This window comes from Brevibacterium aurantiacum, from assembly GCF_900169065.1.
Classification (GTDB): domain Bacteria; phylum Actinomycetota; class Actinomycetes; order Actinomycetales; family Brevibacteriaceae; genus Brevibacterium; species Brevibacterium aurantiacum.
The window spans coordinates 1-23,391 of sequence record NZ_FXZB01000031.1 but is presented as its reverse complement, the minus strand read 5'-3'; the positions used below and the strand labels follow the sequence as shown (position 1 = coordinate 23,391).

The window sequence follows — 23,391 nt, the reverse complement described above, 5'->3', positions numbered from 1 at the left end:
GGTTGATGCGCGTCACATTACGCGGTTGTGCGCACTGATCGCGTTCTGCTCATTCTGCTCACCTGGATGCGAGGGTGGTTGGCAGGTGTGGCGGGGGAGCGGAGTTCCGGGCATGAAGTAGTTAGGCTGGGACCATGAATGACACTGCCCCCGGCGCCCCCGTTGCCAAGAAGATCCCCCACGAGCGCACCCACCACGGCCACACCTTCGTCGATGACTACGAATGGATGCGCGAGAAGGAATCCCCGGAGGTCATCGCCCACCTCGAGGCCGAGAACGAGTGGACGAATGCCCAGACATCCGGGCTCGAGCCCCTGCGCGAATCGATCTTCACCGAGATCAAGACCCGGATCAAGGAAACCGACATGTCGGTGCCCACCCGGCGCGGAGGCTACTGGTACTTCTCCCGCACGAGGGCAGGGCTCGATTACGGGATCAGCGTCCGAGTGCCCATCTCCGACGATGCCGACTGGACTCCACCCGAGGTCGGAGAGGAAGCGCTGCCCGGTGAAGAGGTCATCTTCGACTCGAACATCGCAGCCGAAGGTCAGGACTTCTTCTCACTCGGCACCTTCTCCCTCACCGACGACGGTCGGTACCTGCTCTTCGGCGTCGACAACTCCGGCGACGAACGGTACACGCTGAGACTGCGCGACCTGAGCACAGGCGAGGACCTGCCCGACACCGTCGAGGGCACCTTCGCCGGTGCTTCGATCGACCCCACTGGTCGCTTCGTCTTCTACACCACCGTCGACGAGGCCTGGCGCCCGGAGAAGGTCTGGCGTCATGTCGTGGGCACCGACAGCAGCGACGATGTCTGCATCTTCCACGAACCCGATGAACGGTTCTTCGTCGGCTCGGGATTTTCCCGGTCCGGTAAGTACATGTTCGTCGTCACCGGGTCCAAGACCACCACCGGCTTCTGGTCGCTCAAGGCCGATGACCTCGACGCCGCACCGCAGGTGGTCTGGCCGCGTGTGGATGGGGTCGAATACTCCGTGGAGCACGCAGTCATCGCCGGTGAGGACCGTTTCCTCATCACCCACAACCAGGACCGCGAGGACTTCGACATCATCGACGTTCCCGCCTCCGATCCGGCCGGCACCGCACGGGAGACCGCTGACGCCGTCGATGAGCCCGGCGCCGTCGCCGACCCGGCGTCACTGGGCAGGGCGCTGCTCGACGATGTCGAGGGGCTGCGCATCGAAGACGTCGATGCCTTCGCTGACTTCATCGTCGTCAGCTATCGCCGAGGCGGCTTCGCCCGAGTCGGCATCATCGAACTGGGCACCGACTCACCCTTCGGCCCACTGCAGGAGCTGCCGTTCTCTCGCGAGACCGGAACCCTGGGATTCGCCGGCAACCCGGAGTTCTCACAGACGAGCATCCGTCTCCTCTTCACCTCCATGTCCACGCCCGCTGTGATCTATCAGCACAGCGTCGCAGACGGCACTGACACGGTGCTCAAGCGCCAGCCCGTTCTCGGGTCGGTCGACCTCGACAGTTACGGCGAATCCCTCGTCTGGGCCAGCGCCGAGGACGGAACCCAGATCCCGATCTCCCTGGTCTATCGCACCGACCTCATCGATCTCGATTCCGGCACAGCCACCTCGGCGAGGGCAGATGACCCCCACGAGCAGGCCCCGGCCAAGCCCGCACCGCTGGTGCTCTACGGGTACGGCTCCTACGAAATGAGCATGGACCCGTACTTCTCCGTCTCCCGGCTCTCCCTGCTCGACCGCGGTGTCGTCTTCGCCATCGCACACGTGCGCGGCGGTGGAGAGATGGGCCGCCACTGGTACGACCAGGGAAAGACCACGGTGAAAAAGAACACCTTCACCGACTTCATCGCTGCCGGACGTCACCTCGTAGACACCGGATGGACGAGCCCGGACCAGCTCGTCGCCACCGGAGGATCCGCCGGCGGACTGCTGATGGGAGCGGTGACGAACATGGCACCCGATCTCTTCGCCGGGGTCAGCGCGCACGTGCCCTTCGTCGATGCGCTAACGTCGATCCTCATGCCCGAACTTCCCCTGACCGTCATCGAATGGGAGGAATGGGGCGATCCCCTCCACGACGCGGACGTCTACGAATACATGCGCTCCTATTCGCCGTACGAGAACGTCGCCGAGGTGGCCCACCCGAAGATCTTGGCCGTGACCTCGCTCAACGACACCCGAGTCCTCTACGTCGAACCGGCCAAATGGGTCGCCCGGTTGCGTGAGGTCGGCGCCGATGTGCTGCTCAAGACCGAAATGGTCGCCGGCCACGGTGGTGCCTCCGGACGATACGACTCATGGAAGGAAACCGCTTTCGACTTCGCTTGGATCCTCGATGTGCTGGGCCGATCGGATGTCGACATCGACGCGTGATTCGCTCGTCCGGCGTCCCCGCGGGGACGCCGGACCGGGACGCTTGGGTGGCGGATGTGCGGCACCAGGGGACGTTTGTCGCGACAGATAACAATACTGGGACGATTGTCTCCAAAACCTCGTTTTGGTCGGCCGTGTCAGTGGCGCCCAATAGAGTTGTTGTCATCACAGTCGCACCCTGATCGACTGCGGAATCAGAATGATCTGAGCCGCGTCGGCGCATGGGTCGTCTGCAGTTCCACGTGCGACCCACCGATGGGCCCGACCGGGAACTAGTGACAGGGTTCGTCCCGGTTCTGCACAGGTGGACCGGTTTTTTTCAAAGGGGAGAAGAATGCGTCTCAGGCGTCTGGCCACAGCGATTGTGGCGGTGAGTTCGGTTATTGCGGTGTCAGCCTGTTCAGGTGGAGACGGTTCAGGCGGCGAGGGCGAGGGCGGCGATTCCTACTCGATCGGCATCTCCCAGCTGGTTCAGCACCCGGCGCTCGACGCGGCCAGTGCCGGATTCAAGAAGTCCTTCAAAGATGCTGATGTCACTGTCGAATGGGATGAGCAGAACGCTCAGGGCGAGCAGGCCAATGCGACCTCGATCGCGCAGACCTTCGCCAACGAGGACCTCGACCTCGTCCTCGCAGTGGCCACTCCAGCCGCACAGGCAGCCGCGCAGGCGATCACCGACATTCCTGTGCTCTTCACCGCCGTCACCGACGCCCAAGAAGCAGGCCTCGTGAAGTCCGACGATGCACCGGGCGCAAACGTCACCGGTACCTCCGACCTCAACCCCGTCGCCGATCAGCTTGAACTGGTCAAGGAACTCAAGCCCGATGCCAAGACCGTCGGCATCGTCTACAGCTCCGGCGAGGTCAACTCGCAGGTGCAGGTGGATCTTGCCAAGAAGGCTGCGAAGGACATGGGCGTCGAGATCAAGGAAGCCACGATCGCCAACTCCAGTGAGCTGGCGCAGGCTGTGGACTCCCTCGGCAAGGTCGACGCCTACTATGTTCCGACCGACAACAATGTCGTCTCCGCCGTGACAACCATGGTCCAGGCGGCCGAGAAGAACAAGGCGCTCCTCGTCGGCTCGGAAGCCGGCCAGGTGGAGCAGGGTGCGGCGATCACTCGCGGCATCGACTACACGAAGCTGGGCGAGCAGACCGGCAAGATGGCGCTGAAGATCCTCCAGGATGGAGAGAAGCCAGCCGATATGCCAGTCGAGACCAGCTCCGACCTCGAACTCGTCGTCAACCCGAAGGCTGCCAAGGCCCAGGGCGTTGAGATTCCGAAGGAGCTCATCGACGAAGCAGACAAGGTCATCGACTGATCAACCCCCGTCGCCGGCCGCGTTCCGTGATCGGCCGAGTCTCGTGACCTCCCTGGTCCCGTGACCGGCCGGCGACACCTACCCACGCCTCACATCACCACCTGATCGGAAACACATGTTCGGAGCACTGGAACTCGGGCTCATCTACGGAGCGATGGCGCTCGGGGTCTACCTGACCTTCAAGGTTCTCAACTTCCCCGACCTCACCGTCGACGGAAGCTTCACCACGGGTGGTGCCACCGCAGCATCCTTGATCATTGCCGGGGTCAACCCCTTCCTGGCAACCTTGGCAGCCATCGGTGCAGGACTCATCGCCGGCTACATCACCGGACTCCTCCACACCAAGGGCGGAATCGACGGACTGCTCGCCGGAATTCTGACGATGATCGGTCTGTGGTCGATCAATCTGCGCATCATGGGCAAGGCGAACCTCCCGCTCCTGCGAGAGGACACCGTGTTCACCCCACTGCGGGAGAACATGCTGCTGGGCACCTGGGTCTCCATCGCCGTGCTGCTCGCCTTCACCCTCATCCTCAAGTTCGCCATCGACTGGTTCCTCACCACCGACCTGGGACTGGCGATCCAGGCCAACGGCAACAACCGACAGATGATCCGCAGCCTCGGCGTCAACACCGACAACACGACGATGCTCACGCTGGCGCTGTCCAACGGCTTCGTCGCACTCTGCGGCGCCCTCATCGCCCAATACCAAGGGTTCTCCGACATCAGCATGGGCATCGGCCTCATCCTCGTCGGACTCGCCTCGGTCATTCTGGGCCAGGCAGTCTTCGGCAGCCGCAACATCTTCATGGCCAGCCTCGGCGCCCTCATGGGTTCGGTCATCTACCGTCTCATCATCTTCCTGGCCCTGCGCGCCGGACTCGACACCAACGACATGAAGCTGACGACCGCGCTGCTCGTCGTGATTGCGCTCCTGCTGCCCAGATGGGGATTCCTCAAACGGATACCCTCGTTGAGATCCCGTGGCAATCGGGCCCCCGAGAAGGGTGTGGCCGCCGACGATCCTGCCAACGAAGCGGGCGCCCAGGTTCCTGCCGGCACGGTCGACATCCGTGAAGACACCACCGGCGTCACCGCGGGGTCGTCTGCGAAGGCCGCAGGCACAGCTGCCGGCTCAGAATCGAAGGAGGACTGAGACACATGCTCAAGATCGACACCATCTCGAAGACCTTCTTCCCCGGCACCGTCAACGAACGCAAGGCCCTGCAGAACCTGTCCCTCGAACTCGAAGAGTCCGACTTCGTCACCGTCATCGGCTCCAACGGCGCGGGAAAGTCGACCCTGCTCAACACGATCTCGGGCCGACTTCCCATCGACTCCGGATCGATCACGATCGACGGCGCCGAGGTATCCCGGATGCCCGAGTACAAGCGAGCCAAGTATCTGGGTCGAGTATTCCAGGATCCGATGGCCGGCACCGCTCCGGACCTCACGATCGAACAGAACCTGTCTCTGGCGCTCAAGCGCGGCAAGACACGGGGGCTGGGGCGAGGGACCACCTCGGCGAGGCGGGACCTGTTCGGCGATGAGCTGGCCACGTTGGAACTCGGCCTGGAGAACAGGTTGAAGACCAAGGTGGGTCTGCTCTCCGGCGGACAGCGCCAGGCGCTGAGTCTCCTCATGGCCGGGTTCACCCAGCCGCGCATCCTGCTGCTCGACGAGCACACCGCAGCACTCGACCCGCAGCGTGCGGCACTCGTGACGGATCTGACGCAGAAGATCGTGTCCAATGACGGGCTGACCACGCTCATGGTCACGCACAACATGGAACAGGCGATCGCGCTGGGCAACAGGCTCATCATGATGCACGAGGGCGAGATCATCTATCAGGCCTCGGCTGAAGAGAAGAAGTCGCTGACGGTGAAGACTCTGCTGGGTGAATTCTCCAAGCTCAAGGGCGCGACACTGGGGGACCGGGCACTGCTGAACTGACGGGGCCGCTAGTCAGGGGCGAGTGATGAAGTCCCCGATGTCGGCTGCGATCTCGTCGGGATATTCTCCGGTGAGGGCATGCGAGGCGTCGTCATAGACTTGGACTGCTTCGGTGCCCAGAGCTCGCCGTGCCGTTGCTGTGGCGGTTTCCGGGTCATGCATGACCGAGCGTCCCGCAATGATCGCGAGGACGGGCATCGATAGGTCGGTCAGCTCCGGTTCCGTGATCCGAGTCGGTTGGGGCTTCTTCATCGAGTAGTGGTGCATCCCGGCCTCGATCATGTCTGCCACCGGCACATCCTCGACCTCGATGCCTCCGGCCGTATACGAATTGAAGGCATCGCGTCCGGCCTTGGGAAACCACGGCACGGTGGCGGGGATCGCGCGCAGGATCGTCTCCACTGGTATGCCGTCGAAGGTCTGGACAGGATCGATGAGGGTCAGCGTCTTCACGTGCTGCGGGTGACGGATGGCGAGATTGGCCGCCGTCCAACCGCCCAACGAGAGCCCGATCAGGTTCACCGAGTCCTCTGGAAGCGCAGCGATCGCCTCGGCGAGCCATTCGGCTTCGTCCTCAGCATCGGAAATCGGAGATGCCTGGATGCTGCGGCCTGGTTCGCCGAGGAGATCGAGTGTGTAGACGTCGCCGAGCTTGAGCAGAGACGGCATGTTGTCCGCCCAGACCGGTGTCGACGAAGCGGTTCCCGGCAACAGCAGCATCGGTGAAGCGTCTCCGGTCCCGGCGAACCGGTAGACGCGGACAACGCCGAAGCTGGTGCGAACGTCCATCGTCTCCGCCGGCTCCGGCATACTTTCGAATGCCTGATCGTAGGCGGTGAAGAACTCGGCCTCCCCCTCGGCGTTGTTCCAATGGCCGACAGGCGATGGGGACCGGAGGAAGTATCCGCAGAGGGCCGCGATCGACAGGGCAGCGATCATCGGCACGAGCACCCGAGGACGCAGCAGCCACGGTCGGGTGCGTCGTTCATTGTCAGAGTCCATCAGATCCCCTCTAACGATCGGTCAGTACTTCTACCGTAAGGTAGAATCGCTGCATGACACAAGACTCTGCAGAGGCACGATCACGTGAACCGGCGTTGACCTTCACCCGGCGTGCCCGGCGCGTGCAGATCATCGACGTCACCATCGAGCTCCTCTCTGATCATGGGTATTCAGGTGTGTCGCTGTCACAGATCGCTGACCGCGCAGGAGTGACAAAGCCGACCGTCCTCTACCACTTCACCGACAAGTCCAATCTGGTCAGCAGTGTGTACCGGCATGTGCTCGACGCGGTAGTCGAATCGGTCGGTGGAGCGGTTGAGACCGCCGAGGTGGAGGAGCGTCCCGCTGCATATGTGCGTTCCCTGGTGGCTCATTTCGTCAGGTATCCCAGCCACGCCCGCGTGAGCATCGAAGCACTGATCCACGGAGGGGAGCGGGCGGAGAGCTCGGCACAGTGGAAGCCGGTGGCAGACCTTCTGGCAGCGGCGCGAAAGTCGCGCGGAGCAACGGATGAAGTCGAGCTGCGCACCGCCGCGCTCATCATCGGCGGAGCCATCGACGCGGTAGTCGCCGAGGCTGTCGAAGACCCGAAGTTCGATGCTGTGGCTGCCAGCGAAGAGATCGTGGAGCTGATCGAGGCGCGCTACCTGGCCGGCTGAGCCTTGCCCGCTGAGCGTGGCCGCTCAGCACCGGGCGGTGACTGGTCTCACCCTGCCCACCCCTCGCGGACTTTACCTACCGGAAGGTAAAGTAAAGGCATGGTCAATGACACACGTGCGCGCATTCTGCAGGCTGCGAAGACGCTTGCTGAGAGCAATGACTCCATCCAAGGAGTCACCATCTCGCTCGAGTCCGTCGCTCAGGCTGCGGGCCTGACGAAACCGGGACTGATGTATCACTTCCCGAACAAGGAAGCGCTCATGCTCGGCATCGTCGATCACGCAGCGCAGCAGTGGCATCAACGACTGCACGACCATACCGGCAGTGAGCCCGTCGAGCTGTCTGCATTCGAGCGGCATCGCGCCTACGTCTCTGTCGCGACCACGGCCGAGGTGTCACGGGCCGACTATTGGATCTTCTCCGATGCGCTCTACCACCCGACGCTCGCCGCGTCGTGGGATCGCTGCCTCAGCCCGTGGTTCGACATCTCAGGTCTCGGCGCAAGCGCTCGCGGCCTGCTGACGACGGCCCGATTCTGCGCCGACGGTGCCTGGATGTCAGAGGCCACCGGAGTGTTCCTGGCCGATGACCTCGCAGTCGTCCGGGGTCACGCGCTGGCACTCGTCGACAGCGCAGAGGCAGCACAGGAAGAGACAGAGCAGGAAAAGACAGCGCAGGAGGTGGACGCATGAAGAGGAAATGGGCGCTGCTGACCGGCGCTATCATCGCCGAAGTCGCTGGAACGCTGATGCTGCGAGCCACCATCGAGAATCCCCTCTGGATTCCCCTCGTCGTCATCTCCTACGCGCTGGCATTCACTCTCCTTGGGCTCACCCTTCGCTTGGGCCTGCCGATCGGAGTCGTCTACGGGACCTGGGCCGCCTTCGGTGTTGCTCTCGTCGCCGTTCTGGGAATGGTCGTCTTCGGTGACACTCTGAGCATCGGCGCCATGATCGGGATCGCGATCATCATCGTCGGCGTCGTCCTGATCGAAACCTCGACCAAGGACAAACCTCGTGAAACGGGCGAGGAGGTGACCGCATGAGCTGGTTCTGGCTGCTGCTGTCCGTCGTCTGCGAAGTCGGTGCCACCCTGAGTCTGCGCGCCAGCGTCGGAATGCACCGGAAGCGGTGGCTCATTCCCGTGGGCGCGGGCTATGCCCTGGCGTTCTTCTTCCTCAGCCTCACCCTCGCCGCGGGGATGCCTCTCGGCGTGGCCTACGGTCTGTGGTCGGCCATCGGCGTCGTCCTGGTCTGCCTGCTCGGGCGCGTGATCTGGAAAGATCCGCTGACCCGACGGATGATGTTGGGGATCGGCTGCATCGTCGTCGGAGTCATCCTCGTCGAGCTCGGCTGAACTTCCTCTTCTGCGCCGGGTAGTGCCAGGATTCCTTTGAGAAGCTCACAGGAAGCTGTTAGGGTCCGAAAGTATGGCACAGGCGGGTATTTTCAGGGCAGACCTCTGTGCCCGGACCCTTTCTGCCACGCGCACAGCACCCCATCCCACGGCTGGTTACGCCAATGATTCATGGGAAGGTGCAGCAATCGGGTGGTGCGGTTCAGAGCCTTAGGCCACGTTGGCAACTTCTGATCTTCCGTTTCCTCAACGATTGAGAAAGGGCCATCGCTGCATGTCCGATGACTCCACGCCAGACAATTCCCAACCCGCCGGAACAGATTCCGATACTGGTGCCAACGCACCGACTCTCGGCTCGGACGGTTCCGGGTCGTTGCGTCCCGAACGCCGAGCCTCACGCGATAAGCTCAAGGCCGACGCCAGGCGAGTGAGCCGCGAGACCGGCAAGAACCTGGGCAAGCTCGACTACAGTCGCCCCCGGCATCCGAGCGAAGACGAGCCGGAGAACAACACACAGTACCCGCACAACACCCACCCGATCCTTGTGCCGGGCATCGCGATCGACGAGCAGCGTCGCCGCTACTCCCTCGACAAGGTCATCTTCGCCGTCGCTGGCACACTCACCGTGGCCTTCGTCATCTGGGGCATCACCAGCCCCTCAAGCGTCGCCTCGGTGGCTCGGACCGCCTATGACTGGGCAACGATGAACGTCGGCTGGTTCTTCAACGTCGTCGCGATCATCATCCTCGTCGCCCTCCTCATCCTCGCGTTCTCCTCCTATGGCAAGATCCCGCTGGGCAAGGACGATGAGAAGGCGGAATTCAGCACTTTCTCCTGGGTGGCGATGCTCTTCGCCGCAGGAATCGGCATCGGCGTGCTGTTCTTCGGCCCGTCCGAACCGCTGACGTACTTCATCAGCCCACCACCGCTGACGAATGACCCAGAATCGACAGAGGCCCTGCACGGGGCCATGGCTCAGACCTACTTCCACTGGGGCTTCCACGCTTGGGCGATGTATGCCCTGGTCGGCGGCGCGATCGCCTATGCCGCCTACCGGCGCGGACGTTCGCTGCTGCTGTCTTCGATCTTCCAGACCCTCTTCGGCAAACGCCAGTCCGAGGGCTTCGCCGGCAAGCTCGTCGACATCTTCGCGATCGTGGCAACCCTGTTCGGAACCGCTGCCGCCTTGGGTATTGCCGCGATGCAGATCGGCACGGGCGTGAGCATCGTCAGCGGGGCGGGACCGATGACGAACAACATGCTCGTCGTCATCATCTGCGTCCTCACCGTGGGCTTCATCATCTCCGCGGTCTCCGGTGTCTCGAAGGGCATCCGCTACCTGTCGAGCATCAACATCATCCTCACTGTCGGCATCGTCGCTCTCGTCCTCTTCCTGGGTCCGACGCTGTTCCTGCTCAACCTGCTGCCCTCGGCGCTCATGGAGTACCTGGGCTCACTCTTCGACATGATGGGCAAGTCCCTGTCGTGGGGTGCTGAGACACAGGAATTCCAGTCCGTGTGGACCGTCTACTACTGGGCCTGGTGGATCTCCTGGTCCCCATTCGTCGGAACGTTCATCGCCCGCATCTCACGGGGCCGCAGCATCCGCCAGTTCATCCTCGGCACGATCTTCATCCCTTCGACACTGCTCTTCGTCGCCTACGGCATCATGGGCGGAACTTCGATCTGGATGTACCGGGAGGGTGCGGCCGGGTTCTCCGACAGCATGGCTGCCCCCGAGGTGTTCTTCACCCTCATCGACAACCTCCCCTTCGTCGAATGGCTGCCCTTCGTCGCAATCGTCGTCCTCGCAATCTTCTTCATCACCTCTGCGGACTCCGCGTCGGTTGTGATGGGTATGCTGACAAGCCGCGGCGACCAGGAACCCAAGAAATGGGTCGTGGTCTTCTGGGGTCTCGTGATGTCGGGCATCGCGGTCGTCATGCTCCTCCTCGGTAACGCCAGTGCCTTGGAAGGATTGCAGCAGCTCGTCATCGTCACAGCGGTGCCGTTCGCCATCATCATGCTCTTCATCATCGTCGCGTGGTTCAAGGAGCTGCGCACCGACCCGCTCGCGCTACGCCGCAAGTACGCGCAGAATGCCGTCGACAACGCGGTGGTCGCCGGTGCCGATCAGTTCGGTGACGACTTCGCCTTCCAGGTTGTGCAGACCGATCCGGGTGATGGCGCCAACGGCGGCATCGACTCCGAACACGAGGACTACACCGGCTGGTACCAGCGCACGAATGCCGATGGAGAACCGGTCGGCTATGACTACGAGACCGGCGAGTGGGCCGACGGGTGGACGCCTGAAACGACCGACGCCGAGGACGACGGGGACGAAGACTCCGAAGCCACCTCGGCGAGGTCAGAGGTCGATGGCCAAACGGAATCCCGTGTGACCGAGTGATGTGTCCGGTGTCGCGGCCGAGCGTGCCGAGGTTCGATACCTCCGGCAATACGAGTCATGGCACATGTAGGATCCGCCGCGCAGAACCGGGCGCTGGTCGTGGTCGCTGAAATGACTGCTCGTCCATTCCCAGACGTTTCCGGTCGTGTTGTGCAGGCCGAAGCCGTTGGGCGCGAACGCGTCGGCAGGAACGGTGCCCACCGGCATCGTCGGTGCGTTGGGGAAGACACCGGTGAAGGTGTTCATGTGGGCCAGTCCCTGGGGTTCGCGAACCGAACCCCAGGGGTAGGGCTGCTGTTCGAGGCCGCCGCGGGAGGCGAACTCCCATTCGGTCTCCGTCGGCAGTCGGGCGCCCACCCACTGGGCATATGCCTCGGCGTCGGCATGGGAGACGTGGGTGACCGGATGCCTGGCCCAGTCGTTGAGACTCGCACCCTCGAGCGTCGAGCCCGGAACACTGGGAACACCGCTTGGCCCGGGCCCGGAGGGGTGAAGCCAGGTGGCCCCTGTTACCGGACGCCACCAGGGGGTAGCCTGCACAGAGGGAGTGGTCTCGGCCAGACCTTCGGCCAGCAGGCCGGTGAAGACCAAGGAGTCACCATGAGTTTCGGCATCGGTGCGATGTCCTGTCGCTGCGACGAACGCGGCGTATTCGGCGACCGTGACCGTCGTTGCCGCGATCGCGAAGCCGTCGACGCTGACCTCGCGGACCGGGCCTTCCCCGTCATCGGGATAGGCCAGCGGGTCTTCGCTGCCCATGAGGAAACTGCCGCCGGCCAGGCCGATCATTGCCAGATCCTGCGGAGCCAGAGCCGCGAGCTCTGCCAGCAGCTGCCCCTGGGCAGCGGACGCAGCGGTCGATTCCCCGCCCGACATTCGCACCTCGGTGCGGGATTCTTCTCGCTCAACACTCACCTCGGCGGGCGAAGCCTCTTCTTGGCTCGCTCCGATGGGCGAGTTCCGTGCCGGGCCGCAGCATGAGGCCATCGATGCCACCTTCAATCCACATCTGAGAAACAGGTTCGTACGAACCTGATCCATCTTCACACCTGCGCAGGTCTTCACCGCAGTTGACTTCGCAGACCATGCTTTCACAGAGAGCAGACCTGACGTTTTTGAGAAAGGACGTGACCAGCATATGCAACCACCGAACATCGTAGTGATTCAGGCCGACCAGATGGCCGCTCAGGCACTGGGAGCCTACGGAGACACCGCAGCACTCACCCCGAACATGGATGCCCTGGCAGCCGACGGAGCGGTCTTCGATCGCGCCTACTGCAACACTCCGTTGTGCTCACCCTCGCGGGCGTCGATGATGACGGGCCGGATGCCCTCCGACATCGACTGCCTCGACAACGGTGATGACTTCGCCGCCTCGGTGCCGACGTTCGCCCACCGTCTGCGCAAGCTCGGCTACCACACCGCGCTCATCGGGCGGATGCACTTCATCGGCCCCGATCAGCACCACGGTTTCGAAGAGCGCCTGACCACCGACGTCTACCCGGCCGACCTCGACATGGTCCCCGACTGGCAGCGGCCATTGGATCAGAAGCTGCAGTGGTACCACGAGGCCGATCCGGTCTTCACCGCCGGTGCCGCGAAGGCCAACGTCCAGCAGGACTTCGATGACGAGGTGATCTTCCGGACCCTGCGTCACCTCAACGGACGGGTGCGGGCCAACCAGGCCGCCGGCGAGGACCAGCCGTTCCTCATGGTCACCTCGTTCATCCACCCGCACGACCCGTACGAGCCGCCGCGCGAGCACTGGGACAGGTTCGCCGAGGTGGAGATCCCCGACCCAGCCCACCCCGAGGTTCCCGACATCGCCGAGGATCCGCACAGCCACCGGCTGCGCACGATGAGCGGACTGGACAAGAAGGAGCCGGGCACCGAGGACATCCGTCGGGCACGTCGGGCCTACTATGCGGCAGTGAGCTACATCGATGATCACATCGGCAAGATCCGTCAGCGCCTGCGTGAACTCGAGCTCGAGGACAACACGGTCATCATCGTCACCAGCGACCACGGAGACATGCTGGGGGAGAAGGGGCTGTGGTACAAAATGTCCCCGTACGAGCAGTCATCTCGTGTCCCGATCATCATCAACGGCCCCGCCGAGGCGGTCACGCCGGGTCGGTATGCCAACCCCGTGAGCCTCGTCGACCTGATGCCGACGTTGTTGGAACTGGCAGGTACCTCGGACCCTGCTGCGACTGGCGTCTCCCTGTTCGAGTCCGCCCGGCAGGAGGCAGCGGGGGAGACCGGACCCGCTGACCGCGACGTCATCATCGAATACTTCGCCGAAGGCACGTACCGGCCGCAGGTCACACTCATCCGCGGACAGTACAAGCTCACGATCTGCCCGGGCGATCCCGAGCTGCTCTTCGACCTCGAATCCGATCCCGACGAGCTGGTCAATCGGGCCGGCGATGCCGCATATGCCGAACTCGTGGCCACGATGCGCGCAGAGCTCGACTCGCGCTATGACCTCGAGCATCTCGAAGAGCATGTGCTCGGCAGCCAGTCGAGTCGGCAGCTCGTCGCCGATGCGCTCAAGATCGGCACGGTCCGGCACTGGGACTTTGATCCGGAACCCGAGAACGGCTACGTGCGCGGAGACTTCTGGACCGCTTTCAGGTTCGGAAAGATCCCCGACACCACCGCCTGAGGGCGCGGGCTGCGCTGGCTAGCCGCGAAGTCGTCGAGAGCCGACCGCATCATCGAAAGGTGAGTCCCTGCGGTCGGCTCTCCGCGCTCCGGTCGGCTCTCGACGGTGAGGCGTGCGCTCGACGACTCCGCGATCATTGCGCCGCTCAGACCCGGGTCGCTGTACGGTGGAAGTGCGGTCGACCGAGACAAGCTGAGTTGCTTGTCGGCGCGGACGAACATGGCCGGGAGGACAGGCATGCTCACTGACAAACCCTCGAGACGATACCTGGCGTGGCCTGTCGTGATCGGTGCCGCAGCGGCGATCACCGCATGCAGTATGGGCGAGGCCAGCACGGATGACCGTTCGGCGAAGACAGAGAACACACCGCAGGTGAGTGTCCAAGCGGAGCCAGTCTGCGGTCTTGTCGACGAGGCCGTAGTCGAGGAGGTGCTCGGCACGACCGATGTGAGCACGACCGGTACCGCGGCTCGGGCGCAGGACGAAGGAGTCGGAGTGGACTCGGAGGCAACCGACTGCATCATCACACCCCGAGATGCGAAGCACCCAGCGATCACCGTCGAGGTCGAACAGGTCAGCGACGAAGACGAGACCCGCACGAGAGTGCAGGACGAATCCAGTGGGCCCGACTGCGACTGGCTCGCTGATCCCGACTACGAGGGGTATATCTGCGATGTGGCAACAGCAGGTCATGGGCACGATGTGGGAATCAAAGCGGTCAGGGACGGCACCCTGATCCACGTGAGCATCAGCGGATGGTCGGACTCGAATTCGGATAGACGAACGGCATTGACACAAGTAGCCACCAGCAGTGTGTTCTTCTCCTTTGCACCGGAGGAACGGTGACCCTGACCCGGCCCCCACCTCGGCGGGGATAATTCACTCAGCATTGGGCGAGTTGCAGGTCACACTCTCAGACTCCGGTGGCATCATCTGGAGTAGGAGGGATGTCATGACCAATTTCGAGTGGACATCTGAAGTCCCGCTCGCCGCCGAGACAACCTATCTCTGGCACGCACAGCCCGGAGCACTGACTCGGCTGTCCCCGCACTGGGCCCAGGAGATCGTCGAGGAGAGCTACCCTCCGCTCGCACCCGGGTCGGTGGCCCAGGTCAGAACGAGTGTGCCCGGCAGCTACGGCCTCGTCCGGCGACCATTCAGCTCCATCCATTCCGAGGGACCGTCCCGGTTCTCCTTCGTCGATGAACTCAAGAAGGGCCCACTGAGTCAGTGGAAGCACACCCACGAGTTCACCTCGGTCGCCGGGGGAACCAAGATCGATGACCACATCGACTTCTCGATGGCCCCGGCAGGCTTCGATGCGATCGACCGCAGCCTCATCCACAACTTGGAAGCGACCTTCGAGGCCAGACAGCGGCGCATGCTCATGGACATCGAGTTTCTCGAGCGCATGAACGCACCGCTGCTGACGCACAAGAAGGGCAAACGCATCCTCATCGCCGGTGGCAGCGGACTCGTCGGCCGGCAGGTCGCGGCACTCTTCTCCACCGCAGGACATTTCGTGCGTCTGCTCGTGCGTCGGACTCCGAAGGTCGAATACGAATCGCACTGGAATCCCGAACTGGGAATCATCAACCCGCGCGACCTGGCCTGGGCGGATGCGGTCGTTCACTTGGGCGGGCGTACCATCGCCACCCGGTTCACGAAGAAGGCGAAAGAGGAGATCCGCTCCTCACGCATCGACTCGACGACCCTGTTGGCAGTGACGATGCGCACCCTGCCCGAGGCGAAACGTCCCGAGGTCTTCGTCTGCGCTTCCGCCGTCGGGATCTACGGCTCCCATGCTGAGGTGCCGGTGGACGAGACCGCTCCTGCCGGGGAGGGCTTCCTCGCTGACGTGTGTCAGGAATGGGAAGCCGCAGCCGCCAGCGTCGAGGAGGCGGGCATCCGTCGGGTCTCGATCCGTTCGGGTATTGCACTGACCTCGTTGAGCGGATTCCTCAAGCTCCAGACACCTTTGTACTTGGCCGGTGCCGGAGGCCGATTGGGCAGCGGTGAACAGGGACTGGCCTGGGTCTCCCTTGACGATCTGGCCAGATCATATGTGCACGCGGTGCTCACCGACTATGTGCATGGACCCGTCAATGCCGTGGCCCCGGACATGGTGTCGCAGGGGGAGTTCGCCGAGGCGCTCGCCGCCCATCTGCATCGACCGGCTCGAATCCCAACGCCTGGTTTCGTCACGGAACTGGTGCTCGGCGCCGACGGAGCCAAGGAGCTTGCCCTGGCCGATCAGAAGGTGCGCCCGGAGAGGCTCGAAGAGACCGGATACCAGTTCGCCCACCCCACGCTGTCTGACTGCCTCGAGGAGGAACTCGGCAGTGGAGCGTGAAGTGGGCGAAACGCTCAGAGACGCTTTCCGGCGATCTCGGCACCGGCGGTCAGTGACTGCAGCTTCGCAATGGCGATCTCAGGGTGGACGCGTCCGCCCAGACCGCAGTCCGTTGAGGCCATGACATTGTCGGGACCGACGAGCTTCGCGAAGCGTTCGATGCGATCGGCGACGAGTTCAGGATGCTCGACGACGTTGGTGGAGTGGGAGACGATGCCCGGGATGAGGTACTTGCCCTCGGGCAGCTTCGTGTCTTCCCAGATCCGCCATTCGTGTTCGTGGCGGACGTTGGCTGCTTCGAAGGTGATGCCCGCGGCATTGAGCGTGAGCACCTGATCGACGATCTCCTTGAACGGCAGATCCGTCACGTGCGGTCCGTGCCAGGAGCCCCAGCAGGTGTGGATGCGCACCTGAGCCGGATCGATGCCGCGCAGTGCGTGGTTGAGGGCATCGATGCGGACCTGGATGAACGAGCGGTAGTCGGCGAAGGACGGTTCCGGGTTGATCTGGTCGAAGTTCTCGGCCAGGGAAGGGTCGTCGATTTGAACTGTCAGACCCGCCTCGGTGATGGCGAGGTATTCCTCACGCAGCACATCGGCCCACGCCCAGATGAACTCCTCATCGGTCTTGTAGAACTCATTGGCGATGCGCGACGCCGAGCCGGGGGACAGGGCGTTGATGTAGCCGTCGCGTTCACCGTAGCCGGCGGCCGCGAGACCGGCTTTGAGGTTGGCGATGTCGCTGGCGACCTGGTCCTGGCCCACGTAGCTGATGGCGCTGGTGGCCTTGGGGAACTGCGGCTGGTCACCGGTGTCGGTGCCGGCGTTGGCGTCGCCGTAGACGCCGGGGAAGAGGTTGCGGTCACGGCGGTCACCGAAGCTGGTCAGTACCGGCTTGCCCGGTTCTGAGCGCACGGCCGGTGCATCCCACTTGTCGACATTGTCGAGTTCGAGTCCGCCGGTGCGGGCGAAGGAGTAGTGCCACCAGGCGCCGTAGTCGAAGTCCGCGGCCATCGAATGACCGTACTCCCCGTCGTTGGGGTTCGTGATGCCCAGGTCCTTCTGGCGTTTGACGAGGTCGGCCACGCTGGCGGCGAGGAGCTCGTCGAATTCCTGTGTCGCAGCCTCGGAGACGGTTTCGCCGGCGAGGCGGGCGTGGTTCTGAGCCTGCTTGACCTTGTTGGCTTCGATGAGTTCGGGGGTGCGGGGTAAGGATCCTGCGTGCGAGGTGCGGATCGTGGCCATGTGTGACTCCTCTGGTTGTGAAGCGGCATTTCAGGCGAATCGTTCACCCTTAGGCAATCACATAAGCCGGTCCGCATGCGAGGGCGTTGTCATGATGAGTCACGTGGTGGGGCTGCCAGCTGGGGAAGTGGGTGCGGTCCTCGCTCCACGGACCTACAGTGATGACATGAGTCAGCAGGCTTCCTCCGGAAGGCCCGAACGGGCGGCCGGTCCCGGGTGGACGGCGCGAATCCTGCTTTGGGCGGCCTTGGTCATCGGCTCGCTGCCGGAATTGGTGATGATGCCGATGATGTTCGACGGGGTGGTTCACGAATTCTTTACCCTGTACTCGGCCCTGACCGTCGTCGTGGCGATCCTCCAGATCGTCCTCGGGATCGGCGCACTTCTCGTTGTGAAGGCCAGCCCGATGAGGATGCGACTGTTCGGGATGGGACTGTTCTTGGCCGTCAGCATCTATGCATTCGCCCTGCCGCATCTGATGCCGATCATTGTGAATCGTGTTGTCGGCAGCCTCAACGGCTTCGGGAGCTTCGGCGGCTTCGAACTGGCGATGACCATCCAGAGCATCATCTGGACCTTCCACGGCGGACTAGTGCTGGCCGGAACACTTATCGCCTGGAATCTCGCGCGCAACAGAGTTTGGTGGACTCATCTCGTGGCTGCTGGCTATGCGCTGCTGATGGGACTTGTGATCGCCTTTGTCGAATGGGCTTTGAACTCACTTGGTTCCTCATTCGCAACATCGGTCATGCTCACACAGCTTGTGAGTCTGGGTCTGACCCTCGCCGGTTTCATGCTCCTGCACCTGCTCGGGGCGAGGCCGGACTGGTCAGTGCGCCCGCTGGCCTCCGCACGCTTTCCCGCCGGGTACTGAATGCTCTCAGATTATCGCCGTCGCCTGCTTTGGTCCCGACGTCGTCCGCTTTCTCGACCGGAAGTTCGCCCGACGCTTTTCGGAATCACCCAAGGACGAAGCTACCCAGCCAGCTCAACGATCGGCGCTGAACGATTGGTATCGCTGTCTGCTGGCCTCGTCGATCACCGGCGCACTCTTGGTCGTGGGCATTTTCGTGGCTGGCTGGGCTGACTCGTTCTGGTTGCTGTGCTGGCTCATCGTCGTCGTATTCACCGCTGCCGTCTGGGCCGTCCTCGGCCCTGTCCGTGAGAGTCGACGAAAGCGTCGAGCCCACATGTCCGGCAGGAAGAGTGGAGGAAGCGAGCCTGATTCAGGCGACTCGTAGGCAGATCAACAGAGGGGACCGCCTGTCCGTAGACAGACGATCCCCTCGCTGAAGCTAAGCTCAGCCGACAGCTCAGCCGAAGTGCTTCGGCAGCGTCCCCTCGTGGGTCTCGCGCAGCTCGTCAATACCGATCTCGAAGTGATCGACGACCTCGAGGACCGGTGACTCGTCGCCGGTGTCGGTCATGCCGATGCGGATGAACGGGAAGTGCCTGGCGGTGCACATGTCCTTGAAACGGACTTCTTCGGAGCGAGGCACGGCCACGATCGCACGCGCGGTGGACTCGGAGAACAGGGCGGTGAACACGTCGATGTCGTCGCGTTCGCACACCTCGTCGAGCCAGATGCGGGCACCGGTGCCATAGCGCAGGCAGGACTCGATGAGCGCCTGCGACAGACCGCCTTCGGACAGGTCGTGCGCGGAATCGATCATGCCATCACGGGAGGAGTTGATGAGGATCTCACCGAGCTCCTTCTCCGTACCCGGCTTGTACTGCGGTGGCACGCCGCCGAGGTGGCCGGCAGTCACGTCGGCCCACGCCGAACCGTCGAGTTCGGCTTCGGTCGTACCGAGCAGGTAGATGGTCTGGCCCGGTTCCTTCCAGCCACTCGGGGTGGCGCGGGTGACATCGTCGAAGACGCCGAGGACACCGACGACCGGGGTCGGGTGGATGGCCACGCCACCGGTCTGGTTGTAGAGGGAGACGTTGCCGCCGGTCACGGGAATTCCCATGTCCTGGCACGCCTCGGCGAGGCCTTCGACGGCGGCCGCGAACTGCCACATGATCTCCGGGTCCTCGGGGGAGCCGAAGTTGAGGCAGTCGGTGACCGCGCGAGGGATAGCCCCGGCGGTGGTGACGTTGCGGTAGGCCTCGGCCAGCGCCAGCGCCGACCCGCGAGCCGGATCGAGGTAGCAGTAGCGGCCGTTGGCGTCGGTGGCGATGGCGACGCCGAGCCCGGACTCCTCGTCGACACGGATGACTCCGGCATCGTCAGGGAAAGCCTGGGCGGTGTTGCCCTGCACGTACTTGTCGTACTGGGAGGTGATCCAGTCCTTCGACGCCAGGTTCGGTGCTCCGGCCAGCTGCAGCACGGTCGAGCGCAGCTCGTCGTTGCTCTCAGGCTTGACCAGGCCAGCGGCCTCCACGGTGTTCGCGGCCACCTCGGCGGTCCATGACGGCTCGGCCATCGGACGTTCGTAGACCGGTCCGTCGTGTGCGACTGAGCGTGGGGGAACATCGACGATGACGTCGCCGTGCCATTCGATGACGAGGCGTTCGGAGTCGGTGACCTCGCCGAGGACGGAGGTCTCGACGTCCCATTTGCCGACGATCGCCAGGAAGTCATCAAGTCGTTCGGGGGTGACCACGGCCATCATGCGCTCCTGCGACTCCGACATGAGGATCTCCTCAGGGGTGAGGGTCTCATCGCGCAGCAGCACGTCGTCGAGTGCGATGTGCATGCCGCCGTCACCGTTGGATGCCAGTTCCGAGGTCGCGCAGCTGATGCCGGCGGCTCCGAGGTCCTGGATGCCTTCGACGACTCCGGCGTGGAAGAGTTCGAGGCAGCATTCGATGAGGACCTTCTCAGCGAAGGGGTCGCCGACCTGCACAGCCGGACGCTTCGAGGGCTTCGTGTCGTCGAAGGACTCAGAGGCGAGGATCGAGGCTCCGCCGATGCCGTCGCCACCGGTGCGGGCACCGAAGAGGATGACCTTATTGCCCTTGCCTGAAGCATTGGCCAGGCGAATGTCCTCGTGGCGCATGACACCGACGGCGAGGGCGTTGACCAGGGGATTTCCCTGGTAGACGGAGTCGAAGACGGTCTCCCCGCCGATGTTCGGCAGGCCCAGGGAGTTGCCGTAGTTGCTGATTCCGGACACGACTCCGTGCAGCACGCGGGAGGTGTCGGGGTGGTCGATGGCACCGAAGCGCAGCTGATCCATCACGGCCACGGGCCGGGCGCCCATCGAGATGATGTCGCGCACGATTCCGCCCACACCGGTGGCAGCGCCCTGGTGGGGTTCGACGTAGCTCGGGTGGTTGTGGGACTCGACCTTGAAGGTCACGGCCCAGCCGTCGCCGATGTCGACGACGCCGGCGTTCTCACCGATGCCCACGAGCAGGTGCTTCTTCATGTCCTCGGTGACCTTGTCACCGAACTTCGACAGGTGGACCTTGGAAGACTTGTAGGAGCAGTGCTCGGACCACATGACCGAGTACATCGCCAACTCCGCCGAGGTGGGGCGACGTCCCAGGATCTCGCGGATCTGCGCGTATTCGTCGGCCTTCAACCCGAGGTCGGCATAGGGCTGATCCACGTCGGGATTGGCAGCAGCGAACTCGACGGTCTCCTTCACCTTTTTGGAAGTGGCCTGATCGGTTTCGACCTGCTGGGATTCGACCTGCGTGGAATTCGCAGAGTTGAGGTTACTCGACATGTCCTCTTAATGGCCCTTTCATACGACACGGCATCAGAGCCAATCTTAGCCGTGGTGCGGGGGAGGAGGGGAAGCCGGTCTCATCGATGAGCGGATTATGTGATCGAACCGACCAGTTGTCTGCGCCACATGCGGGTACCGCCCACGGTCTCGCCAATTAGAATATGGGCCATGGCAACTCCCAAGATCGTCCTGTTCTACGTATTCACCCCTCTTGCCGACCCCGAAGCGGTCAAGCTGTGGCAGCACACGCTGGCCGAGAGCCTCGGCCTCAAGGGGCGCGTGATCGTGTCGAAGGACGGCATCAATGCCACCATCGGCGGAGACATCTTCGACGTCAAGAAGTATGTGCGGGCCACACGGTCCTACGAGCCGTTCAAGAAGGCCGACATCAAATGGTCCAACGGCGAAGGCGATGACTTCCCTCGGCTGAGCGTCAAGGTGAGGCCCGAGCTCGTGACCTTCGGCACCGATGACGAGATCACGGTGACCGAAGCCGGAGTCGAGGGCGGCGGTGAGCACCTCAAACCCGGTGCGCTGCACAAACTCCTCGACGAACGCGGCGACGAGGTCGTCTTCTTCGACGGACGCAACGCGATGGAGGCCCAGATCGGGAAGTTCCGCGACGCGATCGTGCCGGAGACGGACACCACCAGAGACTTCATCGACGAGATCGAATCAGGCAAGTACGACGATCTCAAGGGCAAACCGGTCGTCACCTACTGCACCGGCGGCATCCGTTGCGAGGTCCTGTCCGTGCTGATGAAGAACCGCGGCTTCGAAGAGGTCTACCAGCTCGATGGCGGAATCGTCCGCTATGGAGAGACCTTCGGCAACACGGGATACTGGGACGGGTCCCTCTACGTCTTCGACAAGCGCATGCATGTGGAATTCGGCGACGGTGCTGAATCGATCGGCCACTGCGTCGCGTGTGAGAAGCCGACCCCGAACTTCGTCAACTGCGCGAATCTGGACTGCCGGCAACAGTACTTGCGCTGCGAGGACTGCACCGAGAAGAACCGTCAGCCCTACTGTTCGGACTGTGTGCAGGCAGGCATCCCAGCCGAGGTGACCGCTGGCTGATCTGCCGGTGCAGTTGCTCGGGTGATCACTGCAGTCGCTCGGAAGATCAGCGCAGCAGGCTCTTCGTCGCGGCCCGGATATCGGTCCACCTGAATTCGAACCCTGCTTCCTCCAGGCGCTTCGGGTAGGCCCACCTGCTTTTGAGCACCAGTTCCGATTCCTGGCGCAGCACCATCATTCCCAACTCCAACAGCCAGCGCGGTGCCGGAATGCCGATCGGCATTCGTACGGCTCGTCGCAGGGCCGCCATCAGTGTGGTGTTGTCCGAGATGCCAGGGCTCGAGACGTTGAGTGCCCCGGTCATCTCCTCATGGTCGTCGATGAACCGGATGGCACGCACCACATCATCGATATGCACCCAGCTGAACCGCTGCCTGCCATGGCTGAGTTCGTGTCTGCGCCACACACGAGGGCCTGAGGCGTTCGGGCCGATGCCGCGGTATCTCGTATGCCCGAACCACCGCCCCTCCAGCTGAGGGCCGCCGGCACCGAATCTGGCTGCGGTGGCGAGCATATTCAGAGCCGCACCATCGCCGAGCACGATCGCCATGCGCAAAGCCACCCGTCTGGTACCGGGCAGGTCACCGCGGAAGAATTCGTGTTCCCAGCCTTTGGCCACATCAACTGAGAAGCCCTCACCGATGTCCCCGTCGGTCTCGGTCTGCGGCCGATCCATGGCATGACGGTAGACAGTGGCCGTGCTCGAGTTGATCCACAGACGCGGTGGCGCCGAGGCGGCCCTGACCGCATCGTTGAGCGTGCGTGTGGTCAGCACCCGGGAGTCCCAGATGTCGCGTCGGTTGGAATCGGTGTACCTGCAGCCCACGCTGCGGCCGGCGAAGTTGATGAGCAGGTCGGCACCATCGATGGCGGCGGCAATCGCCTGCGGATCGTCCCATGAGACATGTGCGCCCGACGTTGGAGCCCGGCCGATGGTCCGAACTTGATAACCCCAGGACTCAAGGGGCGCAAGGAGTGAAGTGCCGATGAAGCCGGAGGCGCCGGCGATGACGGCCGTGGGTCGGAGGGAGGTCTCTTCCGCAGTCATAAAGCGACCGTAACACCGCCGGACGCGAGCAATAGCGCGGGTTCTGACGGGACCAATCTGGGGTCGTGAGGTGCATGTGGTGGGCGTCACGATCAGATTTCCGGTTTCGAGCGAGGTGCCTCACTGAGGAGTGAGCGCGTGATCCGTGTTGGTGCCTCAGCATTTTTGAGCGTGAGGCTTACGGTTCACTAATTCGTTTGGAGTCGATTCATCGACGGTTTCAATGATGCCATGTCCA

At 63.3% G+C, this 23,391-nt stretch carries 19 protein-coding genes; 14 read left to right on the top strand and 5 right to left on the bottom strand.

Annotated elements, in window-relative coordinates; genetic code table 11:
• Window positions 1–134: 134 nt before the first annotated feature.
• From BAUR9175_RS17065 to BAUR9175_RS17050, 4 genes are all read left to right on the top strand, one after another.
• Window positions 135–2,375 carry a S9 family peptidase gene (locus BAUR9175_RS17065; RefSeq protein ID WP_009884355.1) on the top strand — a complete coding sequence of 747 codons (2,241 nt, stop codon included), beginning with the start codon at window positions 135–137 and terminating at the stop codon, window positions 2,373–2,375.
• Between the two features lie 334 nt (window positions 2,376–2,709).
• Window positions 2,710–3,696 carry an ABC transporter substrate-binding protein gene (locus BAUR9175_RS17060; protein ID WP_009884356.1) on the top strand — a complete coding sequence of 329 codons (987 nt, stop codon included), beginning with the start codon at window positions 2,710–2,712 and terminating at the stop codon, window positions 3,694–3,696.
• 115 nt (window positions 3,697–3,811) lie between these two features.
• On the top strand, window positions 3,812–4,852 hold the full coding sequence (locus BAUR9175_RS17055) for an ABC transporter permease (protein WP_009884357.1): 1,041 nt from the start codon (window positions 3,812–3,814) through the stop codon (window positions 4,850–4,852).
• A gap of 5 nt (window positions 4,853–4,857) precedes the next feature.
• Entirely contained in the window at window positions 4,858–5,649 is a 792-nt protein-coding gene (locus tag BAUR9175_RS17050; protein WP_009884358.1) for an ABC transporter ATP-binding protein, read from the top strand.
• A gap of 12 nt (window positions 5,650–5,661) precedes the next feature.
• On the opposite strand, the gene BAUR9175_RS17045 is transcribed toward BAUR9175_RS17050, so the two are convergent.
• Entirely contained in the window at window positions 5,662–6,651 is a 990-nt protein-coding gene (locus tag BAUR9175_RS17045) for an alpha/beta fold hydrolase (protein ID WP_009884359.1), read from the bottom strand.
• Between the two features lie 53 nt (window positions 6,652–6,704).
• Here BAUR9175_RS17045 and BAUR9175_RS17040 point away from each other — a divergent pair, with 53 nt between their 5' ends.
• The 5 genes from BAUR9175_RS17040 (at window position 6,705) to BAUR9175_RS17020 (ending at window position 11,077) form a co-directional block, all read left to right on the top strand.
• Window positions 6,705–7,310 carry a TetR/AcrR family transcriptional regulator gene (locus tag BAUR9175_RS17040; RefSeq protein ID WP_101584642.1) on the top strand — a complete coding sequence of 202 codons (606 nt, stop codon included), beginning with the start codon at window positions 6,705–6,707 and terminating at the stop codon, window positions 7,308–7,310.
• Between the two features lie 99 nt (window positions 7,311–7,409).
• Window positions 7,410–8,003 carry a TetR/AcrR family transcriptional regulator gene (locus BAUR9175_RS17035; protein ID WP_101584640.1) on the top strand — a complete coding sequence of 198 codons (594 nt, stop codon included), beginning with the start codon at window positions 7,410–7,412 and terminating at the stop codon, window positions 8,001–8,003.
• Complete coding sequence (locus BAUR9175_RS17030) at window positions 8,000–8,356, top strand: DMT family transporter (RefSeq protein ID WP_096158206.1); 357 nt, start codon at window positions 8,000–8,002, stop codon at window positions 8,354–8,356. Before BAUR9175_RS17035 ends, BAUR9175_RS17030 begins: the two co-directional genes overlap by 4 nt.
• The gene (locus tag BAUR9175_RS17025) at window positions 8,353–8,667 is read left to right on the top strand and encodes a DMT family transporter (protein WP_069599474.1); all 315 of its coding nucleotides are present in this window, start codon (window positions 8,353–8,355) and stop codon (window positions 8,665–8,667) included. Before BAUR9175_RS17030 ends, BAUR9175_RS17025 begins: the two co-directional genes overlap by 4 nt.
• Before the next feature lie 274 nt (window positions 8,668–8,941).
• Window positions 8,942–11,077, top strand: coding sequence for a BCCT family transporter (locus BAUR9175_RS17020; RefSeq protein ID WP_096161332.1), 2,136 nt, complete (start codon window positions 8,942–8,944; stop codon window positions 11,075–11,077).
• On the opposite strand, the gene BAUR9175_RS17015 is transcribed toward BAUR9175_RS17020, so the two are convergent.
• Window positions 11,036–12,064: a formylglycine-generating enzyme family protein gene (locus BAUR9175_RS17015; protein WP_101584638.1), complete on the bottom strand. Its 1,029-nt coding sequence runs from the start codon at window positions 12,062–12,064 to the stop codon at window positions 11,036–11,038. The two genes, BAUR9175_RS17020 and BAUR9175_RS17015, sit on opposite strands and share 42 nt — an antisense overlap.
• 151 nt (window positions 12,065–12,215) lie before the next feature.
• Here BAUR9175_RS17015 and betC point away from each other — a divergent pair, with 151 nt between their 5' ends.
• The 3 genes from betC to BAUR9175_RS17000 all read left to right on the top strand — a co-directional run bounded on the left by betC (window position 12,216) and on the right by BAUR9175_RS17000 (window position 16,098).
• Window positions 12,216–13,745 (top strand): choline-sulfatase, encoded by a 1,530-nt coding sequence (betC, locus tag BAUR9175_RS17010; protein WP_096158209.1) that lies wholly within the window; start codon window positions 12,216–12,218, stop codon window positions 13,743–13,745.
• Between the two features lie 237 nt (window positions 13,746–13,982).
• The gene (locus BAUR9175_RS17005; protein WP_096158210.1) at window positions 13,983–14,591 is read left to right on the top strand and encodes a hypothetical protein; all 609 of its coding nucleotides are present in this window, start codon (window positions 13,983–13,985) and stop codon (window positions 14,589–14,591) included.
• Between the two features lie 106 nt (window positions 14,592–14,697).
• Complete coding sequence (locus BAUR9175_RS17000; RefSeq protein ID WP_096161328.1) at window positions 14,698–16,098, top strand: TIGR01777 family oxidoreductase; 1,401 nt, start codon at window positions 14,698–14,700, stop codon at window positions 16,096–16,098.
• Window positions 16,099–16,112: 14 nt separating this feature from the next.
• Here the strand turns inward: BAUR9175_RS17000 and BAUR9175_RS16995 are convergent, their stop codons facing one another.
• Window positions 16,113–17,342 carry a cobalamin-independent methionine synthase II family protein gene (locus BAUR9175_RS16995; RefSeq protein WP_069599479.1) on the bottom strand — a complete coding sequence of 410 codons (1,230 nt, stop codon included), beginning with the start codon at window positions 17,340–17,342 and terminating at the stop codon, window positions 16,113–16,115.
• Window positions 17,343–17,508: 166 nt separating this feature from the next.
• Here BAUR9175_RS16995 and BAUR9175_RS16990 point away from each other — a divergent pair, with 166 nt between their 5' ends.
• Window positions 17,509–18,216: a hypothetical protein gene (locus tag BAUR9175_RS16990; RefSeq protein ID WP_125187738.1), complete on the top strand. Its 708-nt coding sequence runs from the start codon at window positions 17,509–17,511 to the stop codon at window positions 18,214–18,216.
• A 439-nt stretch (window positions 18,217–18,655) separates the two neighbouring features.
• On the opposite strand, the gene purL is transcribed toward BAUR9175_RS16990, so the two are convergent.
• On the bottom strand, window positions 18,656–21,022 hold the full coding sequence (purL, locus tag BAUR9175_RS16985; RefSeq protein ID WP_101584637.1) for a phosphoribosylformylglycinamidine synthase subunit PurL: 2,367 nt from the start codon (window positions 21,020–21,022) through the stop codon (window positions 18,656–18,658).
• A gap of 171 nt (window positions 21,023–21,193) precedes the next feature.
• Between purL and trhO the strand changes: the two genes are divergently transcribed.
• Complete coding sequence (gene trhO, locus BAUR9175_RS16980) at window positions 21,194–22,105, top strand: oxygen-dependent tRNA uridine(34) hydroxylase TrhO (RefSeq protein ID WP_009884372.1); 912 nt, start codon at window positions 21,194–21,196, stop codon at window positions 22,103–22,105.
• Window positions 22,106–22,151: 46 nt separating this feature from the next.
• On the opposite strand, the gene BAUR9175_RS16975 is transcribed toward trhO, so the two are convergent.
• Window positions 22,152–23,153 (bottom strand): epimerase, encoded by a 1,002-nt coding sequence (locus BAUR9175_RS16975; protein WP_101584635.1) that lies wholly within the window; start codon window positions 23,151–23,153, stop codon window positions 22,152–22,154.
• Between the last annotated feature and the right edge of the window lie 238 nt (window positions 23,154–23,391).